Below are 17,310 nucleotides of genomic sequence, written 5' to 3'. Positions count from 1 at the left end.
CTGAGCTGGAAAAGGACCTCGCTGCCTTTGCCCATGACATCTTACAGAGAAAGATGCCTTTGTTTAGCTGCGATGTCGTGAGCTCCTGCTATGTCAGGCAAGCTCGTCAGTTAGGGTTCGTTTACGGTGAGCGTGTAAATACTAGGGACTTGGTGTCTGGCCTCAGTGCACATTACAGTGACGAGCTATTGACTAAAGTTGATCCAGCATATGAAGTCAGAAACAACCAGTGGTTACGGTTACAACCTAGTCGCGGTCGTATGGATATGCCTCTAGCTCGGCATTTCATTGTGGCTCTGTATTTGTTTGGTAGTGCTGAAAGCTTTGATGTAGCATTGAGGTATGAACTAAATTTACACGCTGCGCCGAAGCCACTGTCAGTTCGAGACTTTAAAGAACCCAGCAGGGGAAAGAAATCACAATACCGGCAAAAAATCAGGGCCATATTGACCCTGCGTAAAAAAGTAAATTTGGAGTATCTCTGGACGGCTGCCTATAGACCAACTAAGTGGATGGTGGAAAACGACAGCGATTGGCTAATGGAGCAGCTCCGAGCAAAAAATAATGAAAAGTTAGTTGCGCAGGGAGCAAGTGATCCGCGGGATGAGGAATTTGCGGCCATTATCCAAGAAGGTGCACAAGAGCTTTATCAGCTTACGAAGGATCAAAAACGAGTGAACAAAAACAATCTGTTACAGCTACTCCCGTTCCGCCTGCCTCGTGATCCATCGATGTTCAGCCTGCGTTTTCCGTTGGTCGCTCAACAAGTGGAGTTGTCGCGCGAATCCATCTGGCATTTTCACTTGAGACGGGTTGTATGGTCTCTCTCTGAATTGAGCCGTACTGGACTATCTTTAACGATCGGAAACTTAAAACTGGTATGCACTGTTCCGGAAAATCGACTAAAAGTATTCGCTGGGTTCTTTGAGTGGGATTTGGAGGCCTTAGGCCGGAATGGGGTAAACCCGGAGGCCCTGCTAAAGTCGACTGGAGTATCTACAAGCTGGGTGGGGCCTGTTGGTTTTGCGGGACTATGGGATATCTGGCATGACCGCGGCATTCGCGCTATTCAGTAGTCCTGCGTCGTTCATCAACCAGGCTCATTGCGGCGACCCCTTGGCTATTGGGATATCGAGCCGCAATGAGGAACTTGAGGATCACGCTACCAGTTGAAGTCTAGGCGCGAGCGCAAGGTAGTCCTGAGGGATGGTCGCCAAAATTTTTGCGACCTTGTCATGTGGCAACTTGGACATGAGCATCGACTCAAGCTTCGCAATACGCTCTTGAACCGCTTGAGTACGATCCCACTGAACGCTGAACCGTTTGGCTGTCAGCTTCTGTTCAACCAGCACAAGGTGGCGGCTGCGGTCATATGTGTAGCGCATCGTCACCTTACCCACGGCGCCGTCTTCATCGGCTTCCTGGTAGGTAATCTCGAAAACCAAGCCATCAGATGTCTTGCGAGCGGAGGACTCGATGTAATCGTCTTCAAAGAGGTTGTCGATCAGATCGCTGGGCTGAACACCGCGGGTCACGTGAAGGATCGTGAGCTCGTCGACAAGCGTTTTGATGGTTTCGAGACTCATTTCAGCATTTCCCTCAGTTCGGCCATTATCTCATCCACGTGCAAAATCGACTTGGACAGTGAGTTATTGTCGCGATCAGCGACCCTACCGAATCTCTTCGCTAGCTTGGCATTGATAAATCTAACCAGTATACCGTCGTTGGCCATCGTAGGCTGAATGCCGACCAGGTGATTCTTGAATTTCGGATAAAGGGTAGAAGCTTTCTCATCAATCTGCAGGTCGCTCAGCACTGTCGCAGCCCCATCTTGGGCTTTCTTGATGAGGATCTCACGAAGCTGCTTGCGAGCGATCTCAGGACGCTTTGCCACCAAATTGGGGTCGATAGTCTGTGCCGCCTTACGCGTCTCAGAGTTGATGATCACGCTGCGTAGCTGAGCCAACGTCTCTTCATCGAAGTCTTGCAGGGCAGCCATTGCCTGAAGCTTCTGTGTTGCAATCGAGTCGATTTCTGCCCGTTTGTCAGAAAATATCTTGTTGAAATCGAGGTCGTCCAAGTAAGAATCGCGATCGCTGACGAATGCTTCGGACGAGGAGACGCCTGCCAAGGAGTGCTCCTTACGGGTGTACTCTTCATCAGTAAAGGTGTACTCACGTGTACGCTGATGCTTAGCTCGATCGACTTCCTTCTGGAAGGCGCTCCACATCGAATCCAAACCGGTTTCCTGGTGGTAAATCACCACTGCATTGTTGTCGACTTCAAATGCAGTGATTTCCTCAACCGGAATAGCCCTGAGCACGCGTCCTACGATCTGAGCAAAGGCATTGATGCTGCGGTACGGACGGAAAAGAGCGAGGACGGTGAGGTAGCGATGGTCGTAGCCTTCCATCAGCATGTTCACCGAGATCACCACGTCGCATTCATGGTTTTCGATGGTACGGAAAGCCGCGTCAATATCTGCCTGGTCCATGTAGCTATGGACAATTGCCGCAGTCAGGTTCTTCGACTCGTACCAGGTCTGTAGGTCTTGGGCATGAGCAATGCTACAGCCCACGGCCAGGATTTTGTGTGGCACGGACGGGGATATCTTACGGAGCTCGGCGAGGTTGGCGATGCTTCGCTCGATCACGTCCATCGAGCACTCTGGGGATAGCGCTACGCTTCGCTCCAACCATTCTTTGTCCTTAAGAGCGAGGACCTCCTCCTTGGACAGCCGCACATCAGGCTTCTCGGCAAGTGTGAAATAGAGCTCGTGGGCGTTGACGGTCTCCTTCCTCAGCCATTTTACGTATCGATCACGCATGACCTCTGAAAGCGGGGTCTCATGGATCAGCTTGCCAGGCACCTCCTGTTTGTCACCACGGAACGGTGTACCGGTAATGAAGATCTTTTTGGCCTTCGCGAAATGGCTCAGCGTCTGTTGCCATGTCTCTGCTGGTGCATGGTGCCCTTCATCGATGATGATCAGGTCGAAGAAGTCTGGTGCTACGCGTTTGGTGAGGCATCCGGCCCGCTCGCTGTGGACCTGTTGGATATTTGAGTAAATGAAATGACTCTGATCCAGGCTCGATGTCAGCGTCTTTGAACTGTACTCGCAGATGACGGGCAGATGATCAGCGCCGAAAATGACATCGAAGTTGATCCAAAAATTGTCCTCCAGTAGCTCCTGGGTCTTACGGATACTCTGTTTTGTCACCAGGTTGGGAGTGATGATCAATACGCGCCCCTTCGCTAGGCCAAAGGGTAAGATTGAGATCAACCCTGATTTCCCTGTCCCTGTTGGCAGCACGATGAGTGCATCTTCATCGGAGCTTGAAAAGTGCTCCTGCGCTTTGATGTAGGCCTCGATCTGGGGCGCTCGCAGCTTGCTGTTGCCAAGGATGTTGGCTGCCGTTTCGGTGAAGTAATTCATAGACAGTCGCGGTTCCTGTCGGCGGCGCGCGCCAAGATGCCCGTCAGCCGTACAAACGTATGGTGATGGGGAGACGAGAGAGGGATTGGTGGACGTTCTTGGGAGCAGGGCATTGAAATATCCGTATTTCGGGCCAGCTGTCATAGCGAGTCACTGACAGCTGAACGTGTAGGCTGTCGTAGATTGTAGCCCAGTGCTATCACGCTATGGGACCTGCAAACGCTCGGAATATCTGGAAGCGCTGCAAATGGAAGCCTTTATTAGAAAACCCCGTGATGCCTTGACGCGCCCTGCGGCGGAATGAGCGTGTAAACCACTTTTTTTCACTGTAAACCACTATGGTTAACAATGAAAAAAAGTGGTTTACAAGAGTCGTGGCATCGAGCGCTTCTACTGCATTTGTTCAGCCCGATTGGTGTGGTCGACGACATCCTGACACGGGCCAAACGGCTACAGGAACCGACATCGTCGTGATATTTTTCTTCTCAAGAATAGCTCCCACACCTCGGGCAGATCGCTTGATCCGTACTGCTCACCAGGGGGTGAGTTATTTCTGGACCGTCAAGAATCCTTGCCTACCAGTGTGGGCCAGCTCGGCCAACAATAGCTCCTTGGGAGGCGATAGCGATCACCTCAACCCCTCATGCAGGTGCGACGCTGCGGGCGGCCTGGCAGCTACGATCCTTGATAAACGAGCCACGCGGTAGCATTAAGCCACTAAAAGTCATCAAACGGATCGGGTTCTCTTAGGCCAAGCCAGCCCTCCACGTGACGTAGAAAAATTGTCAGCGCTTTTTCGTAGTCCGGAAAATCTGCGAAATTAATCGCGTCGCATCGAGCTTTTGCCACTTCGATGCCAATTAATTCTTGAACCGTTTCCCTGTTAAAGGAGTGGTGGGGTTTGGAGACCCTGTCACCCCAAGAGTGCGTCGTGCCTGTGCTCATCATATGGCTCACCATGATGGCAAACCCTTCGTCAGTCTGTATTGTCTGTCTAACCCATTGGTGCGGTTTGGCAGCCGATCCCTCATATTTTTCCCAAACGAAAAGGAGGCGGAGCAGGTCGGGCTGATCGATTAATGATTGATCACTATCCGCACGGCTACGGATGATCTGCAACCACACTGCCTTCATTGCCTGAACGGTTTCCAAATCTAGGACAGGCTCGAAATCTCTTCCCCGTTCCGGTTTATGGTCCGCCGGATCACTCAGGTGGATCAGCATTGCAGCAACAGATAGCGCTTTGGTTTCGCGGAGGGCGTCCGTTAACAGGCGATCACGAAGTTCGGCTGGTACACGTCGTATGTACCAAGAAATTGACCGCCACGCAGAAATCCACGGAGAACTGAAACCGTCGCCCCTCAGGTGGACTAGCTTTTGGGCAATGCTAAACATACTGGTGAGCAATGTTGCAGCGTTAGCTACGGGAAGGCGGTCAACGGACTCATCGAGCCTTGCTACGAGAGAGGGTAGCAACGCGTCTGCTTCGAGCTCAGCGATCATCGCGTTCAGCGTCACTTCGTTCGCCGATGCATCGAGGAATTTAAGGAAGCTAACCTCCGAGATTTCACCGACCGCCGTCTGAAGCTCAAAATAGCGCGGGAAGTAGCGTGGTGTGCATACCCGCTTTTGTGTAACCCAGGTCTGCTGAAAGTCATTACCGAAGGCCATACCACCGAACGCCCAAGCCAAGGTGGGGAACAGCTCAGTGATCGCCTCTTGGGCTACATCTCTGCGGCATTCTGGGACTTTTTCAAGAAGCCGTTTGGCATCAGCCCTGTGCTCGTCGTCTCTGTTGTCTCCCCGGATGCGTCTTTTCTGGAGCACCAAGTCTCTCTCTAAAAGCAGTGCCTCGTGAAGATCTGGCTCGAATACACGTATAGCCTCAAGCAGCAAAAAATCCACGATGTTCACTTCGAGAGCTTCGCCGGACGCATGTAACGGCAGATGTACTGCGATGGACGACAACAGCCTTCTGGCGTCTCGCAAATTCCTTACGCTTGGCTGGATATAGCTTACATAAACGTTCCCCCACCGTGTCTCCGAAAATCCGTTAGCTTCGTTCGCGTAACGTCCCGCTAGCTGAGTCAGTTCCTCTCCTAGAAGGCTATGCACAAGGGTGGCTGGGACTGCGGGCAGGTCGAAGCTTGCTTGAACGATCTTCGCCAAGAAGGCACGGCCGTCACCATTCGCTACCGGATTGAGCGCGCTCTCTACAATACTAGGCTGAAACAGGAGCACGAATACGATGTTTGGCAGGTTCGCATTCGCTTTAACCTGTTTGAGGACTACACGGATCTGCTCCGGCTCAAGCCTGTCAATATCGTCGACGAAGACAATCAGCGGACGTTCGAGCTCACGCAAGCGAGTCTCTAGATCCTCCCTTATTTGGTCGAGTGTCTCACTGGTCCGATCTCGACCTAAGTACATCATGATCCGGCCTGCGAGCAGCACAACGACGCTAAGGACCGCTAACCCGAGGACTACTTTAGCAACGCTTGGTAATTCGAAACCGACGGCCGTCGCTATGAGGATGATTGAACTATGGGTTAGCACCGATGAGACGGTCTTTGATCCGCTGGCTTTTTTCAGCGGTGCGCTTGCGCCGGTTAGAATGGAACCATATCGGCGTAACTGCGCTGCACGCTCATAGGCTTTTTTGGAGTGCGATCCCCCTAGCCGATCCGCGATTTGACCGAAGAGGGCCCGCGCAATCGCGGAACTGTCACCCCATTGCCAAGGATTAAAATCTAGCCAGCTCGCCCCAGTGTCCCGAGTCTTCAACTGCTCAGTGATGAGATTTTTGAGCGACGATTTGCCGAAACCCCATCCTCCCCGGATGGCAAAAACTCGACCCTCGCGGGGGCTCAATTGTGAAAGCACCGTGGCTATCCTATCTGCGTACTCCGCTCTTCTCAGCCGATCTTCGGCCTTGGTGCGAATTGGTGCTTCAGACCCAATCTCATCAACTGCTGAAACATCGCTGTCGTTTTTTTTCTTGAATCTCGCGAACCATGCTGAGAGTCGGGTCCATACGGCGGGCATGAAACAGCTCCTGGGAGTACTTTCCATTGGTAGTCTTCTCACCGTCTCAGCAATGAACCCCCGCTGGGATGGGCGAATCTGATACGGGGACGGGCGAATGCGAGTATGCCCTTTCTGGATAGGAAGCGTGTGGCGGGTGAGCCTGTGTCAAACTATATTGTCATGACACCGGCGCTCTTTTGGACCGTCATGGTGCCTGTGTCAATCTATGTTGCGACGCGGCGCTCATTTTGTTGCCATTTCAGCCAGTGTTTTCGGGGCTGCTTGTGTCAAACTTTATTGAGAACACCCAAATTGTAGATTTAGGGAATTAAACCTGTCGCAGGTAACCCTGTTCGGGACCAATCCGGGTTGGTTGGGTGCAGTGATGCACCCCACTTGGAATTACGTCTCAGAATCTGATTGACACGCGTGTCACCCTGTATAGGCTCGTAGTCGAGGACTGCAAGCCGCCCATCCGTTGGGAATAGGTACCAGCGCTGACTGTGTGATAACACGCTGACAGGCCGTAGAACAAACGCCCCGACTTGTTCGGGGCGTTTGTTCTGGGTTGCCATGTACCTGCCAAAGGGTCGGGTTGGGTATGTTCCCGCGGGTATCCCACGCCGTTGAACGTACCGCAATGACGAATGCAGACGCTAAAATGAGTGGTGGGTAAGCGGGCCTTGGCGAAGGGCAACTATCGGCCAGAAGCGGAAGGCTCCGATGACATGGTACGCCGCCCTTTAAATGTGGAGGGGTCTAAGAAATCAGGGACGGCTCACAATGTGCTAGCAAACGTTACACTAACGCTTTTACTAGATCGGAGCGCTGCCTTGAACTTTAACGGTCAGACATTCGATACGATTCTGAACGCACTGCACGACGGCGTGTACATCACGGATGGGGTAGGGATTACAGTTAAGGTAAACAGCGCGTACGAGCGTCTGACTGGACTGCAAAGCGAACAGCTCATTGGACGCAGCATGCGCGACCTGGTACGTGACGGTATCGTTTCGCAATCCGCATCTTTGCGCGTACTTCAGCAAGGCGCTCCGGTTTCTGTCATGCAGAGCCTCAGTAACGGTAAGAAGCTGCTGGTGAGTGCAACCCCTATTTTCGAGAATCGCCGCATCAGCTACGTCGTCAGCGCCGTACGTGACATGACCGAGCTTTTGCGCATGAAGCATGAGCGGGATGAGCTCGCTGGGCTCAAGAAGCTGCGTCAGAGCACAGCGCAGTTGCATGCCGGCGAATATGAAAAACTAGCTCAGTCTTCGCTGGTTTTTGACCAGGCGCAGTCAGGCCCACTTTTCGCACAGGCACGACGTGTAGCAGGCAGTGACGTGAAGGTCCTGCTGTTAGGGGAGACGGGCGTCGGCAAAAGTCTCGTCGCTCAGTACATTCACAATGCTAGCGCTCGGGCTAAGGAACCTTTCATTCCGCTCAACTGTGGAGCAATGCCGGAAAATCTGATCGAGGCAGAGTTGTTTGGCTACGCGTCAGGGGCGTTTACTGGCGCAGCGGCCAAAGGTAAGCGAGGTCTTCTAGAGCTGGCGAATCACGGAACGTTGTTCCTTGATGAAATAGGCGATCTTCCTTTGTCGCTTCAGGTCAAGCTTCTGAAAGTCATCGAGGAGAAGCGGTTCATACCCGTGGGTGGGCTTGAATTGCGTGAAGTAGATATCCGAATCTTGAGCGCCACCCACCATGACTTGCGACAGAGAGTAGAGCAGGGGTTGTTCCGAGCTGACCTCTACTATCGATTGAATGTGGTGCCTATCCACATTCCCGCGCTTCGTGAGCGCGCTGAAGAGATCCCCACGTTGTTGGAGCATTACCTCATGCACTTCAATAAGCGCTATGACCGCAACATGACATGGGGGCTAGAGGCCCTAGACCTGCTCTGTGGGTATGCATGGCCTGGAAACATTCGCGAGTTGATCAACCTGGTCGAGCGTTTGGTAGTTATCTGCGACGGTGACAGAATTGAGGCGTTGGATCTCCCACAGGAAATCCTTAACCTTCACGACGATTGCTTAAATCAAAACCGCCTGCCGCTGCGCAAAATTCTAGAAAATACAGAGCGGATCGCGATCCTTTCGGCAATGCGCGTCCACAAGACCACGCGCTCAGCAGCCAAAGCGCTGGGTGTGAGCCAAGCAACCATCGTCCAGAAGATGAAACGCTGGGAAAGAACTGATTAGGTTTCTAATCGGTCGTCGCTTTTGTGATTGAAATTGTGATCACACTCTCGTGTCGGAGGTTAGCAAGAACGGGGCAAAACCCTTCAAGCACGGGATTTTCAAGAAATTGGCACATGTTTTGTTCTCTCGTGTTTCATCTCAATAAAAAAATGAGGATGAGCCGATGAGTTTTTCTGCCTTTCTAATCGCCAATAAACTCCTGACCGGCTCCAGCGCGGTTGAACAGCTGGACGCTGAGCTGACCCGGCTGAAGGTTAGTAATCCGTTAATCGTGACCGATGCGATCTTGGTCAAGTCGGGTACAGTTGACCTCGCCTTGGCCCATATGGGTGGCCGCCGCTATGGCCTCTATGACCAAGTTCAACCAGAGCCTGAAATGAGTTTGGTCGAAGATTGTACCCGTGCATTTCGCGAGGGTGGCCATGATGGGCTCATTGGGCTGGGGGGCGGTAGCGCTATCGACATCGCGAAAGGTGTCTCGGCCTTCGCGGGACACGATGGCACGTTGGACGAGCTGTTCGGCGTCGATCAAGTAAGGCGCAAAGGGCCTCCGCTGATCGCGATTCCTACTACGGCAGGCACGGGTTCGGAAGTCACTAACGTGGCGATCTTCTCCGACAAAAAGGCGCAGCTCAAGAAAGGCATTGTGAGCAACTACCTGTTGCCTGACGTTGCTCTCGTGAGTCCAGTCATGACGCGCACTTGCCCACGTAACGTAACCGCTGCCAGCGGTGTCGATGCGCTTGTGCATGCGATCGAAGCGTACCTTTCGATCAATCGCTCACCGATCACCGATGCCATTGCTCTTGGAGCCATCAAGGTGATTGCTCGCGCTTTGCCTAAAGCGTATGCCAACCCCGATGATCTTGTTGCTCGGGAAGACATGGCTACGGCGAGCCTGATGGCTGGCATGGCTTTTGGAAACGCCGGCGTGGGGGCAGTACATGCGCTGGCCTACCCGCTTGGCGGACGCTTCAAAATCGCACACGGCGTTAGCAACGCTTTGCTTCTGCCCTATGTAATGCGCTGGAACAAACTTGCCTGTGCGGAGCGTCTTCGCGACGTCGCTCAGGCAATGGGCGTGAATATCGTAGGTTTAAGTGATAGCCAGGCTGCAGATGAGAGTGTCGATGCGATGGCTGAACTGTGTGCTGCGGTAGACATTCCTAACGGCCTTCGCGCTTTCAACATTCCAGAGGACGCTTTGGCACCAATGGCCGAGGAGGCCAGCAATATTGACAGGCTGATGCGCAACAACCCACGAAAATTTACAGCTGCTGATATCGAGGCGATCTATCGGGCTGCCTGGTAACGAGAAGTTGGTTGTTTTATGACGAGCTTGCTTTAATGCTACTTGAATGTTTAGTTTCCAGGCTTCGTTGTTATGGGGCTAAGCGTGATGTGCTAGAATGAATCGAGCCAAATTAATGATTGCCTTAGATATTGAAGGCTAACCATTTTTATTCAAAGGGCTATAGCTATGGAAGAAGTTAAGTTATATGCAATGACCTGTGGCTGGATCACTATGCCTTATGGTTTCTTTATGGCTGGTGAAACAGGGGACCTGGCAATTCCAGTGCCGTGCTATTTAATCGAGCACCCCAAGGGAACTGTCCTGTTTGATACAGGGCTTGAATTGCCTTTGCAGTCAAAAGATCCAGATGTGGTCAAAAAGTCACTCGGCGTTTTTGCTGATTTAACTACGGTTAATTTTGTGCCTGGTGAGGATATAGCTAAACGCTTGGAAGCTTTTGGTGTTGACCCATTAAAGATAAATTACATTATCAACTCTCATCTGCATTTCGATCACTGCGGTGGAAACGCTTGTATTCCTAACGCACAATTGGTTATTCAAAAGCGTGAGTGGAAAGCTGCTAAGAATGAAGAGAATATAGAAAAAGAGATATACTCCCCTAGACATTATGACTTAGGTCATGACCGTCTTGAGGTCGATGGGGAGCATGATCTTTTTGGTGATGGATCGGTTGTGCTAATTCCTAGCTTTGGACACACACCCGGTCATCAGTCACTTAAAGTCAAGGTAGATGGTAAAGAAGTCGTAATTACCGCGGATGCTTGCTATTTAAAGGCTTCTCTTGAAAAGATGACGCTTCCTGATGCAATGGTAGTGAATGACGCCCAAGGAATGCTTAATAACTTCAATTTGTTTAAACAGTTGAAGTCCAAAGGGGCATTCATCCTATATGGACATGATCCAGAGCAGTCAAAATTACTCACGGATGGTTCAGTTCGCAGAGTTAGCTCAGAGACTCTATATGCTATGTAATGAAAATTTGCGAGTCATCATAAAGATAGTTCGCACTTTAAGTTATTGACTTTTAAACCAAATCAAACATATCCTGTTTTGTTGCAGGGTACCAATCTGTAAATTTAAAACAATAAGGAATTTTTATGAAATCTGTATTTAAAGCGCCGTTGTTTTTGGTTGCAGGGATTGCCGCCTCCCAAGCCTTTGCAGCAACCGCTCACGCTGACCTGCCAGATAGTTGTGCAAAGGATGCGAAGGGAAATTATAGTCAGGAGTTTGATGTTCCATGCAAAGCGTTGGATAACTTCCTGACGACATTCAATGCCAAAGATGAATTGGCTTGGGCTAAGACGCTCAACTACCCGCATGTGCGCATGTCTGGTAACCAAGTCACTGTTTGGCAAACACCTGAAGCCTATGCAAAAGATCAAAACCTGCAACAGCTTGCAAAAGAAATCGGATGGGAAAATACCCGCTGGGACTACCGATATGTTGTTCAGTCTGGTAGCGACGGAAAGGGTAATGCAAACAAGTACCATGTGGCGCTTGCATTTACACGCTTAGACAAGGCTGGAAAACCTATTCCAGGTCATACTTTTGACTCCTTCTATATTATTACAAATGTTGATGGTCACTGGGGAACTCAATTCAGATCAAGCATGGCTGGTTCTTTGCACGGTAAATCGGCTTATTGATATATAAATTTTCCCTAGAAAAAAGTTGGAGCTTCCAGCTCCAACTTTTAAATCGGGAGCGCAGCATCGGGCTTCAGTTAGTCGCTTGGAATGTGGGCTTCATGGAGCGGACACGGACGATCGCCTGTAGCCACAATTTGGCCCTTTGCGACAGTTTTGCGTTTTCAACAAGGGGGGCGAAAGCCCCATGAAACGGGGCCCCTTACGACAGTTTTAATTCGCTAAATCCAATTGATTTCGTTGAATTAAAACGGTCGTCGAACAATTAAAAGTTTCTTCACGGAATCCTGGGAAAGATAGAAACAAGAACGCCGGTTTGAAGGATGATGTTCGTGCGAGCAAACACATCAACAAACCGGCGTTCTTGTGCACGATATTAATACGTTTCTGCCCTTTTGGGAGGGCTTTTCTGTCATCGCCATCAAGCCTGACGGCGATAACCTGCTGATCGACCTGGTCCCGCAGCCCGCCAGATTCCCCACCTGCAGCGGCTGTCAGAGACCCAGTACCACCATCCACGAATACTGCCAGCGCACCATCCGTGACTTACCTATTCTTGGCCGCGCAGTGCGGCTGAGCGTTGAGCTCAGGCGGGTTGGGTGCGGTGCATGCGGTAAGCGAATGGAGGCAGCCAGTTGGCTTGACCGATATTCGCGGATGACCAAACGCTTGGCCGAAGCCGTGATCCAGGCGTGTCAAAGACTACCCACCCTGCACGTCTCCGAGCTGTTTGGTTTGCATTGGGATAGCGTGCGCCTGCTAGAGCGGCGGGCGCTACAAGCCGCACTGGAGAAGTTACCGAAGGCCGAGCCCAGACGCCTGGTGATGGATGAATTCGCTGTGTTCAAAGGGCATCGCTACGCCAGCGTGGTGCTGGATGCCGATACTCGCCGGGTGCTGTGGATTGGCGAAGGACGTAGCCGAGCTGCTGTCAGGCCCTTCTTTGAAGAGCTGGGGCCTGAAGGCTGTGCGCGGATCGAAGCAGTGGCGATGGACATTGAACACCGCATTTGACCTGGAGGTGCGCCAACACTGCCCTCAGGCACGCGTGGTCTATGACCTGTTTCATGTAGTTGCCAAGTATGGGCGAGAGGTGATTGACCGGGTGCGGGTCGACGAAGCTAACCGTCTGCGCCATGACAAACCCGCCCGCAAGGTGATCAAGCAAGCGCGGTGGCTACTGCTACGTAATCCGGAAAATCTGAAGCGAGAAGATCAACAGGTGCATCTGCGGGATCTGCTGGCGGCTAACCAGTCGCTGATGACGGTTTATCTGATGAAGGCAGAGTTAAAAGCTCTGTGGTCGCCCACCACCGCCTGGGGCTGGCGATCAGCCTGGAAGCAGTGGCTACGCCTGGCTGATGAAAGCACGATACCGGCGCTGAAGCAGTTCGCTAAACGCCTGAAGGGATACTGGCGCGGCATCCTCAGCAGGGTGCGATGGCCGATGCATACGGGCCAGCTGGAAGGCATCAACAATCGGATCAAGGTGATCAAGCGGATGGCTTACGGCTACCGGGACAGCGAATTCTTTTTCATGAAGATCAAGAATGACTTTCCCGGCAATCCGTGAAGAACCTTTTTTTTCTGCGATCAAGTCGATCTACCAAGCGCTGCGTGAGCAAAGCGGTTCACAGGGGCGCGAGCGCTCCCCCCTGAGCTGATTTCGAAGTACACGCGCGTCGAAAGTTATCGGCAGTGGACAAAGACGTATCTGAAGGTGGGGCACGACTCGCCACGCTGAGTCATCCCACGCGGCCCGGTGAAAGCGCAGGCCTGACGGCCCCCGCATTTCCTCACTGATCAGTTTGCCTGGTGTGCAATTTCACTGTGCCTAGGCAGTGCGATCGAGAAGAGTGCGGCAGCCAATACGAAGATGCTGGAGACCCACAAACAAGCCTCTAACCCATAAGCTTGGAACACCCAACCTGACAGCAACGTGCCGACCAAGCGACCGAGGGCGTTGGACATGTAGTAGAAGCCTACATCCAGGGAGACGCCGTCTTCCTTGGCATAGCTGACGATCAGGTAGCTGTGCAGCGATGAGTTCACCGCGAACAGCACGCCGAACAGCATCAGCCCACCGAGCAGCACTACCGGCGCCGACCAGCCTGCCGACAGGCCCACGGCTATGAGCGCAGGGAGCCCGGCCAGGGCGATTGCCCAGATGAAGGCCGCTCTGCCATCGGGCACATGACCGCGCTTCTTGCCGGTGATGTGAGGAGCAAGCGACTGGACGATGCCGTAGCCGATTACCCACGTGGCCAAGAAACCACCGACCAGCCAGAAGTCCCAGCCAAACGCAGAGCTCAGGTACACCGGCAGTGCCACCACGAACCAGACGTCCCGCGCACCGAACAAAAACAGCCGTGCGGCCGAGAGTATGTTGATCGCCCGGCTCTTGGACAGCATGTCGCGGAACTTCGGTTTGGCCTTGGCTTTGCCCAAGTCCTTTTTCAGCAGCATCAAACTGCCGATCCAGATCAGAGCCAGTACTGCTGCCATGGCCAGCACCGCCAGGGTGAAACCGAGCAGCGCAAGCAGTGCTCCCCCAAGGAAGAAGCCCACGCCTTTGAGCGCGTTTTTCGAGCCCGTCAGAATGGCCACCCACTTGTAGAGCGTGCCTTGCTGGCTGTCCGGCACCAAGAGCTTGATGGAGCTCTTGGCGCTCATCTTGTTCAGGTCCTTGGCAATGCCGGAGAGCGCTTGGGCGGCCATCACCCAGGGCACCGTCAGCCCGGCTGCCGGTACCGTGAGCATCAGCAGGGCCACAACCTGCATGCCAAGGCCGATGTTCATGGTGCGGTTGAGCCCCAGGCGGGCGCCGAGGTAGCCGCCCACCAGGTTTGTGATCACGCCGAACACTTCGTAGAACAGGAACAGCGCCGCGATCTGCAGCGGCGTGTAGCCCAGCGAATGGAAGTGCAGTACCACCAGCATGCGCAATGCGCCGTCGGTGAGGGTGAAGGCCCAGTAATTGCCGGTAACCAGCAGGTACTGACGCACTTGTGCAGGCAGGGCTGACAACGCCTTCATGATCGCTGTTTACTCCGCTGCGCCGACCAAGCGTGCCAGCTCAGCTGCACGGTTGGCGTAGCCCCACTCGTTGTCGTACCAGGCGTAGATCTTCACCTGGGTACCGTTGACCACCAGGGTGGACAGCGCATCGATAATCGAGGACCGTGGATCGGTGCGGTAGTCGATGGACACCAAGGGGCGCTCTTCGTAGCCCAGGATGTCCTTCAGCGGCCCTTCGGCAGCGGCTTTCAGCAGCGCGTTGACCTCTTCAGCCGTCGTCTGTCGTTCCACTTCGAACACGCAGTCTGTCAGCGAGGCATTGGCCAGCGGTACACGCACGGCGTGACCATTCAGCTTGCCGCGCAGCTCGGGGAAGATCTCGGCGATTGCGGTGGCCGAGCCTGTGGTGGTCGGGATCAGGCTCATGCCTGAGGCACGGGCACGGCGCAGGTCCTTGTGCGGCGTATCGAGGATGCTCTGGGTGTTGGTGAGGTCGTGGATGGTGGTGATCGAGCCGTGGCGGATTCCCAGGTTCTCATGAATCACCTTGACCACCGGGGCCAGGCAATTGGTGGTGCAGGAGGCGGCGGTGACGATACGGTGCTGCGCCGGGTCGAACAGGTGCTGGTTGACGCCCATCACCACGTTCAGTGCGCCTTTCTCCTTCACTGGAGCGCAGACCACCACACGTTTGACGCCCTGATCCAGGTAGGCCTGGAGCACGGCTACCGACTTCATCTTGCCGCTGGCCTCGATGACCAGGTCGCAGCCCGACCAGTCTGTGTCCGTGATGGTCTTGTTCGCGGTGACCTTGAGGCGCTTGCCTTCGATCACTACCGCGTCGCCTTCTGCGCGGGCTTCACGGTGCCAGCGTCCGTGGATCGAATCGAAGTTGATCAGATGGGCATGGGTCTCGGCGTCACCGGCCGGGTCATTGATCTGCACAAACTCGAATTCCGGCCAGTCCCAGGACGCGCGAAGCGCCAAGCGACCAATACGGCCAAACCCGTTGATACCTACTTTGATAGCCATGTTCTTGTTCTCGGATCGCGATTAACGAAAGGTCAGAGGGTGTCGCTGAACTGGTTGATGTACCCAACGTGCGCAGCGTTGCTAGCACGGGGTACGGGTGCAGTTGCCTGCTCAGAAAGCCTCAAATGGATCGTTGGTTGACACGCTTGGACAGTTCCTCTGCCGACTCCTTGCGCTCGGAGTAGCGATCGACCAGGTAGTCGGAGCGGTCACGAAGCAGAAGGGTGAACTTCACCAGCTCCTCCATCACGTCGACGACACGGTCGTAGTACGAAGAGGGCTTCATGCGGCCCGCCTCATCGAATTCCAGATAGGCCTTCGGCACGGACGACTGGTTAGGGATGGTGAACATGCGCATCCAGCGGCCGAGGACACGCAGCTGGTTGACCACGTTGAAAGACTGCGAGCCACCGCAGACCTGCATCACCGCAAGGGTTTTGCCTTGGGTCGGGCGCACGGCGCCCATGCTCAGTGGAATCCAGTCGATCTGCGACTTGAACACGCCGGTCATTGCACCGTGGCGTTCTGGCGAGCACCAGACCATGCCTTCGGACCACAGCACCAGATCGCGCAGCTGCTTGACCATAGGGTGGTCGTCGGGGGCGTCGTCCGCCAATGGCAGGCCGGACGGATTGAAAATTCGCGTCTCGGCACCGAAGTGCTCCAGCAGGCGGGCTGCTTCTTCCGTCAGCAGACGGCTGAAGGAACGTTCGCGGGTCGATCCGTACAGCAGCAGGATGCGAGGCTTATGAGTGGACTTTTGCTCGACTGCCAGTTTGTCTGCGGTCGGCAGGTCGACCAAATCGTTGTCGATGTTGGGGATGTGGTGTTCGGTCATGATTTACTCCTGAGACAAGGCGCCAGGTGGCTGAAAGCGGTCTCGCAGAGGGTGTTGCGGCAGCTATTGGCTGTGCAGAGGAACAGGACTTTCATCGGTTCTTCTCGGCAAGGATCAGCAGCACGAGGCGACGCGTTGTGGGCGGTCACCCATGGAGTCCAGTCGTTTGGTGCTGGTACTCAGCCATTCACGGTTGGCCTCCAGCGTCGTTGCCAGGACCTCACGTACCCAGGCGGGAAGCGATGGATGCAGCCGGTAATATACCCACTGGCCCTGGCGGCGGTCTTCCACCAGGTCACAGGTGCGAAGCTGCGCCAAGTGGCGGGAAACCTTGGGCTGGCTTTCTTCCAGCGCGCAGGTCAGTTCACAGACGCAGAGTTCTTCCTCGCGTGCGATCAGCAGCATCATCCGAATGCGGTTTTCGTCGGCGAGGCATTTGAAGACCTTGGTAGGGGTCAGCGAGTCAGTCATGGGTTACTCAGTATTTGGTCTTCACAAGGACGAACATCTTGATGCGCTCATGGATCTCGTGAAGGGTGTGTCGGAAGGCATCGTGTTTTTCACTGGTCGCTGCGCTGAAAGCGTCGAAATGCACAGGGTTCGTGTGCCGGAGCAAAGCTTGGCGAGCGGCGAGCGAGCTGCGTTTGCGGTACAAACAAACAGGACGCGGATCTTGCCAATCCGCGCCTATATGTTTTTTCGAATATACGCCTTTCCGAATATATCGCAACCCTTCGATGATGGGTGTACTCATCTTGGATGAGCAGACACCCCCAGGTGGGAACTGGCGT

General features: G+C 53.7%; 12 protein-coding genes and 3 pseudogenes. 6 read left to right on the top strand and 9 right to left on the bottom strand.

All coding sequences use genetic code 11. From position 1 onward, the window contains the following. Positions 1–188 precede the first annotated feature (188 nt). The gene (locus ACMGF5_RS08660; RefSeq protein ID WP_414157886.1) at positions 189–1,076 is read left to right on the top strand and encodes a transposase; all 888 of its coding nucleotides are present in this window, start codon (positions 189–191) and stop codon (positions 1,074–1,076) included. 81 nt (positions 1,077–1,157) lie between these two features. On the opposite strand, the gene ACMGF5_RS08655 is transcribed toward ACMGF5_RS08660, so the two are convergent. The 3 genes from ACMGF5_RS08655 to ACMGF5_RS08645 all read right to left on the bottom strand — a co-directional run bounded on the left by ACMGF5_RS08655 (position 1,158) and on the right by ACMGF5_RS08645 (position 6,481). Then, positions 1,158–1,586 carry a hypothetical protein gene (locus ACMGF5_RS08655; protein WP_021784936.1) on the bottom strand — a complete coding sequence of 143 codons (429 nt, stop codon included), beginning with the start codon at positions 1,584–1,586 and terminating at the stop codon, positions 1,158–1,160. Continuing rightward, the gene (locus ACMGF5_RS08650) at positions 1,583–3,436 is read right to left on the bottom strand and encodes a DEAD/DEAH box helicase (protein WP_021784935.1); all 1,854 of its coding nucleotides are present in this window, start codon (positions 3,434–3,436) and stop codon (positions 1,583–1,585) included. The genes ACMGF5_RS08655 and ACMGF5_RS08650 overlap by 4 nt, the downstream gene beginning before the upstream one ends. A gap of 717 nt (positions 3,437–4,153) precedes the next feature. After that, the gene (locus ACMGF5_RS08645) at positions 4,154–6,481 is read right to left on the bottom strand and encodes a P-loop NTPase fold protein (RefSeq protein ID WP_414157726.1); all 2,328 of its coding nucleotides are present in this window, start codon (positions 6,479–6,481) and stop codon (positions 4,154–4,156) included. Between the two features lie 815 nt (positions 6,482–7,296). Here ACMGF5_RS08645 and ACMGF5_RS08640 point away from each other — a divergent pair. From ACMGF5_RS08640 to ACMGF5_RS08620, 5 genes and pseudogenes are all read left to right on the top strand, one after another. Beyond that, positions 7,297–8,667: a sigma 54-interacting transcriptional regulator gene (locus tag ACMGF5_RS08640; protein ID WP_119689101.1), complete on the top strand. Its 1,371-nt coding sequence runs from the start codon at positions 7,297–7,299 to the stop codon at positions 8,665–8,667. Positions 8,668–8,830: 163 nt separating this feature from the next. Beyond that, positions 8,831–9,979 carry an iron-containing alcohol dehydrogenase gene (locus ACMGF5_RS08635; RefSeq protein WP_119688000.1) on the top strand — a complete coding sequence of 383 codons (1,149 nt, stop codon included), beginning with the start codon at positions 8,831–8,833 and terminating at the stop codon, positions 9,977–9,979. Between the two features lie 168 nt (positions 9,980–10,147). Beyond that, positions 10,148–10,954, top strand: coding sequence for an N-acyl homoserine lactonase family protein (locus tag ACMGF5_RS08630; protein ID WP_119687999.1), 807 nt, complete (start codon positions 10,148–10,150; stop codon positions 10,952–10,954). 125 nt (positions 10,955–11,079) lie between these two features. Beyond that, positions 11,080–11,631: a hypothetical protein gene (locus tag ACMGF5_RS08625; RefSeq protein WP_119687998.1), complete on the top strand. Its 552-nt coding sequence runs from the start codon at positions 11,080–11,082 to the stop codon at positions 11,629–11,631. A 366-nt stretch (positions 11,632–11,997) separates the two neighbouring features. After that, positions 11,998–13,204: pseudogene (locus tag ACMGF5_RS08620) on the top strand (ISL3 family transposase). Positions 13,205–13,434: 230 nt separating this feature from the next. On the opposite strand, the gene arsJ reads toward ACMGF5_RS08620, so the two are convergent. The 6 genes and pseudogenes from arsJ to ACMGF5_RS08590 form a co-directional block, all read right to left on the bottom strand. After that, complete coding sequence (gene arsJ, locus ACMGF5_RS08615) at positions 13,435–14,667, bottom strand: organoarsenical effux MFS transporter ArsJ (RefSeq protein ID WP_119687997.1); 1,233 nt, start codon at positions 14,665–14,667, stop codon at positions 13,435–13,437. A gap of 9 nt (positions 14,668–14,676) precedes the next feature. Further along, a complete protein-coding gene (locus tag ACMGF5_RS08610) occupies positions 14,677–15,681 on the bottom strand; it encodes an ArsJ-associated glyceraldehyde-3-phosphate dehydrogenase (RefSeq protein ID WP_414157725.1) in 1,005 nt (334 codons plus the stop codon). 121 nt (positions 15,682–15,802) lie between these two features. Next, on the bottom strand, positions 15,803–16,519 hold the full coding sequence (gene arsH / locus ACMGF5_RS08605; protein WP_115273197.1) for an arsenical resistance protein ArsH: 717 nt from the start codon (positions 16,517–16,519) through the stop codon (positions 15,803–15,805). 17 nt (positions 16,520–16,536) lie between these two features. Then, positions 16,537–16,668, bottom strand: a pseudogene (locus tag ACMGF5_RS08600) (arsenate reductase ArsC); the annotation flags it as partial. Beyond that, positions 16,634–16,990 (bottom strand): metalloregulator ArsR/SmtB family transcription factor, encoded by a 357-nt coding sequence (locus ACMGF5_RS08595; RefSeq protein ID WP_115273196.1) that lies wholly within the window; start codon positions 16,988–16,990, stop codon positions 16,634–16,636. The pseudogene ACMGF5_RS08600 and the gene ACMGF5_RS08595, both read right to left, overlap by 35 nt. Positions 16,991–16,997: 7 nt before the next feature. Further along, a pseudogene (locus tag ACMGF5_RS08590) lies at positions 16,998–17,200 on the bottom strand (low molecular weight phosphatase family protein). Positions 17,201–17,310: the final 110 nt, after the last annotated feature.

The sequence above is a fragment of the Pseudomonas sp. BNK-15 genome (assembly GCF_047456105.1).
GTDB classification, from domain to species: Bacteria; Pseudomonadota; Gammaproteobacteria; order Pseudomonadales; family Pseudomonadaceae; genus Aquipseudomonas; species Aquipseudomonas putida_E.
Note: the sequence above shows the minus strand (reverse complement) of the source record. Positions and strands in the feature narration are given on the sequence as shown.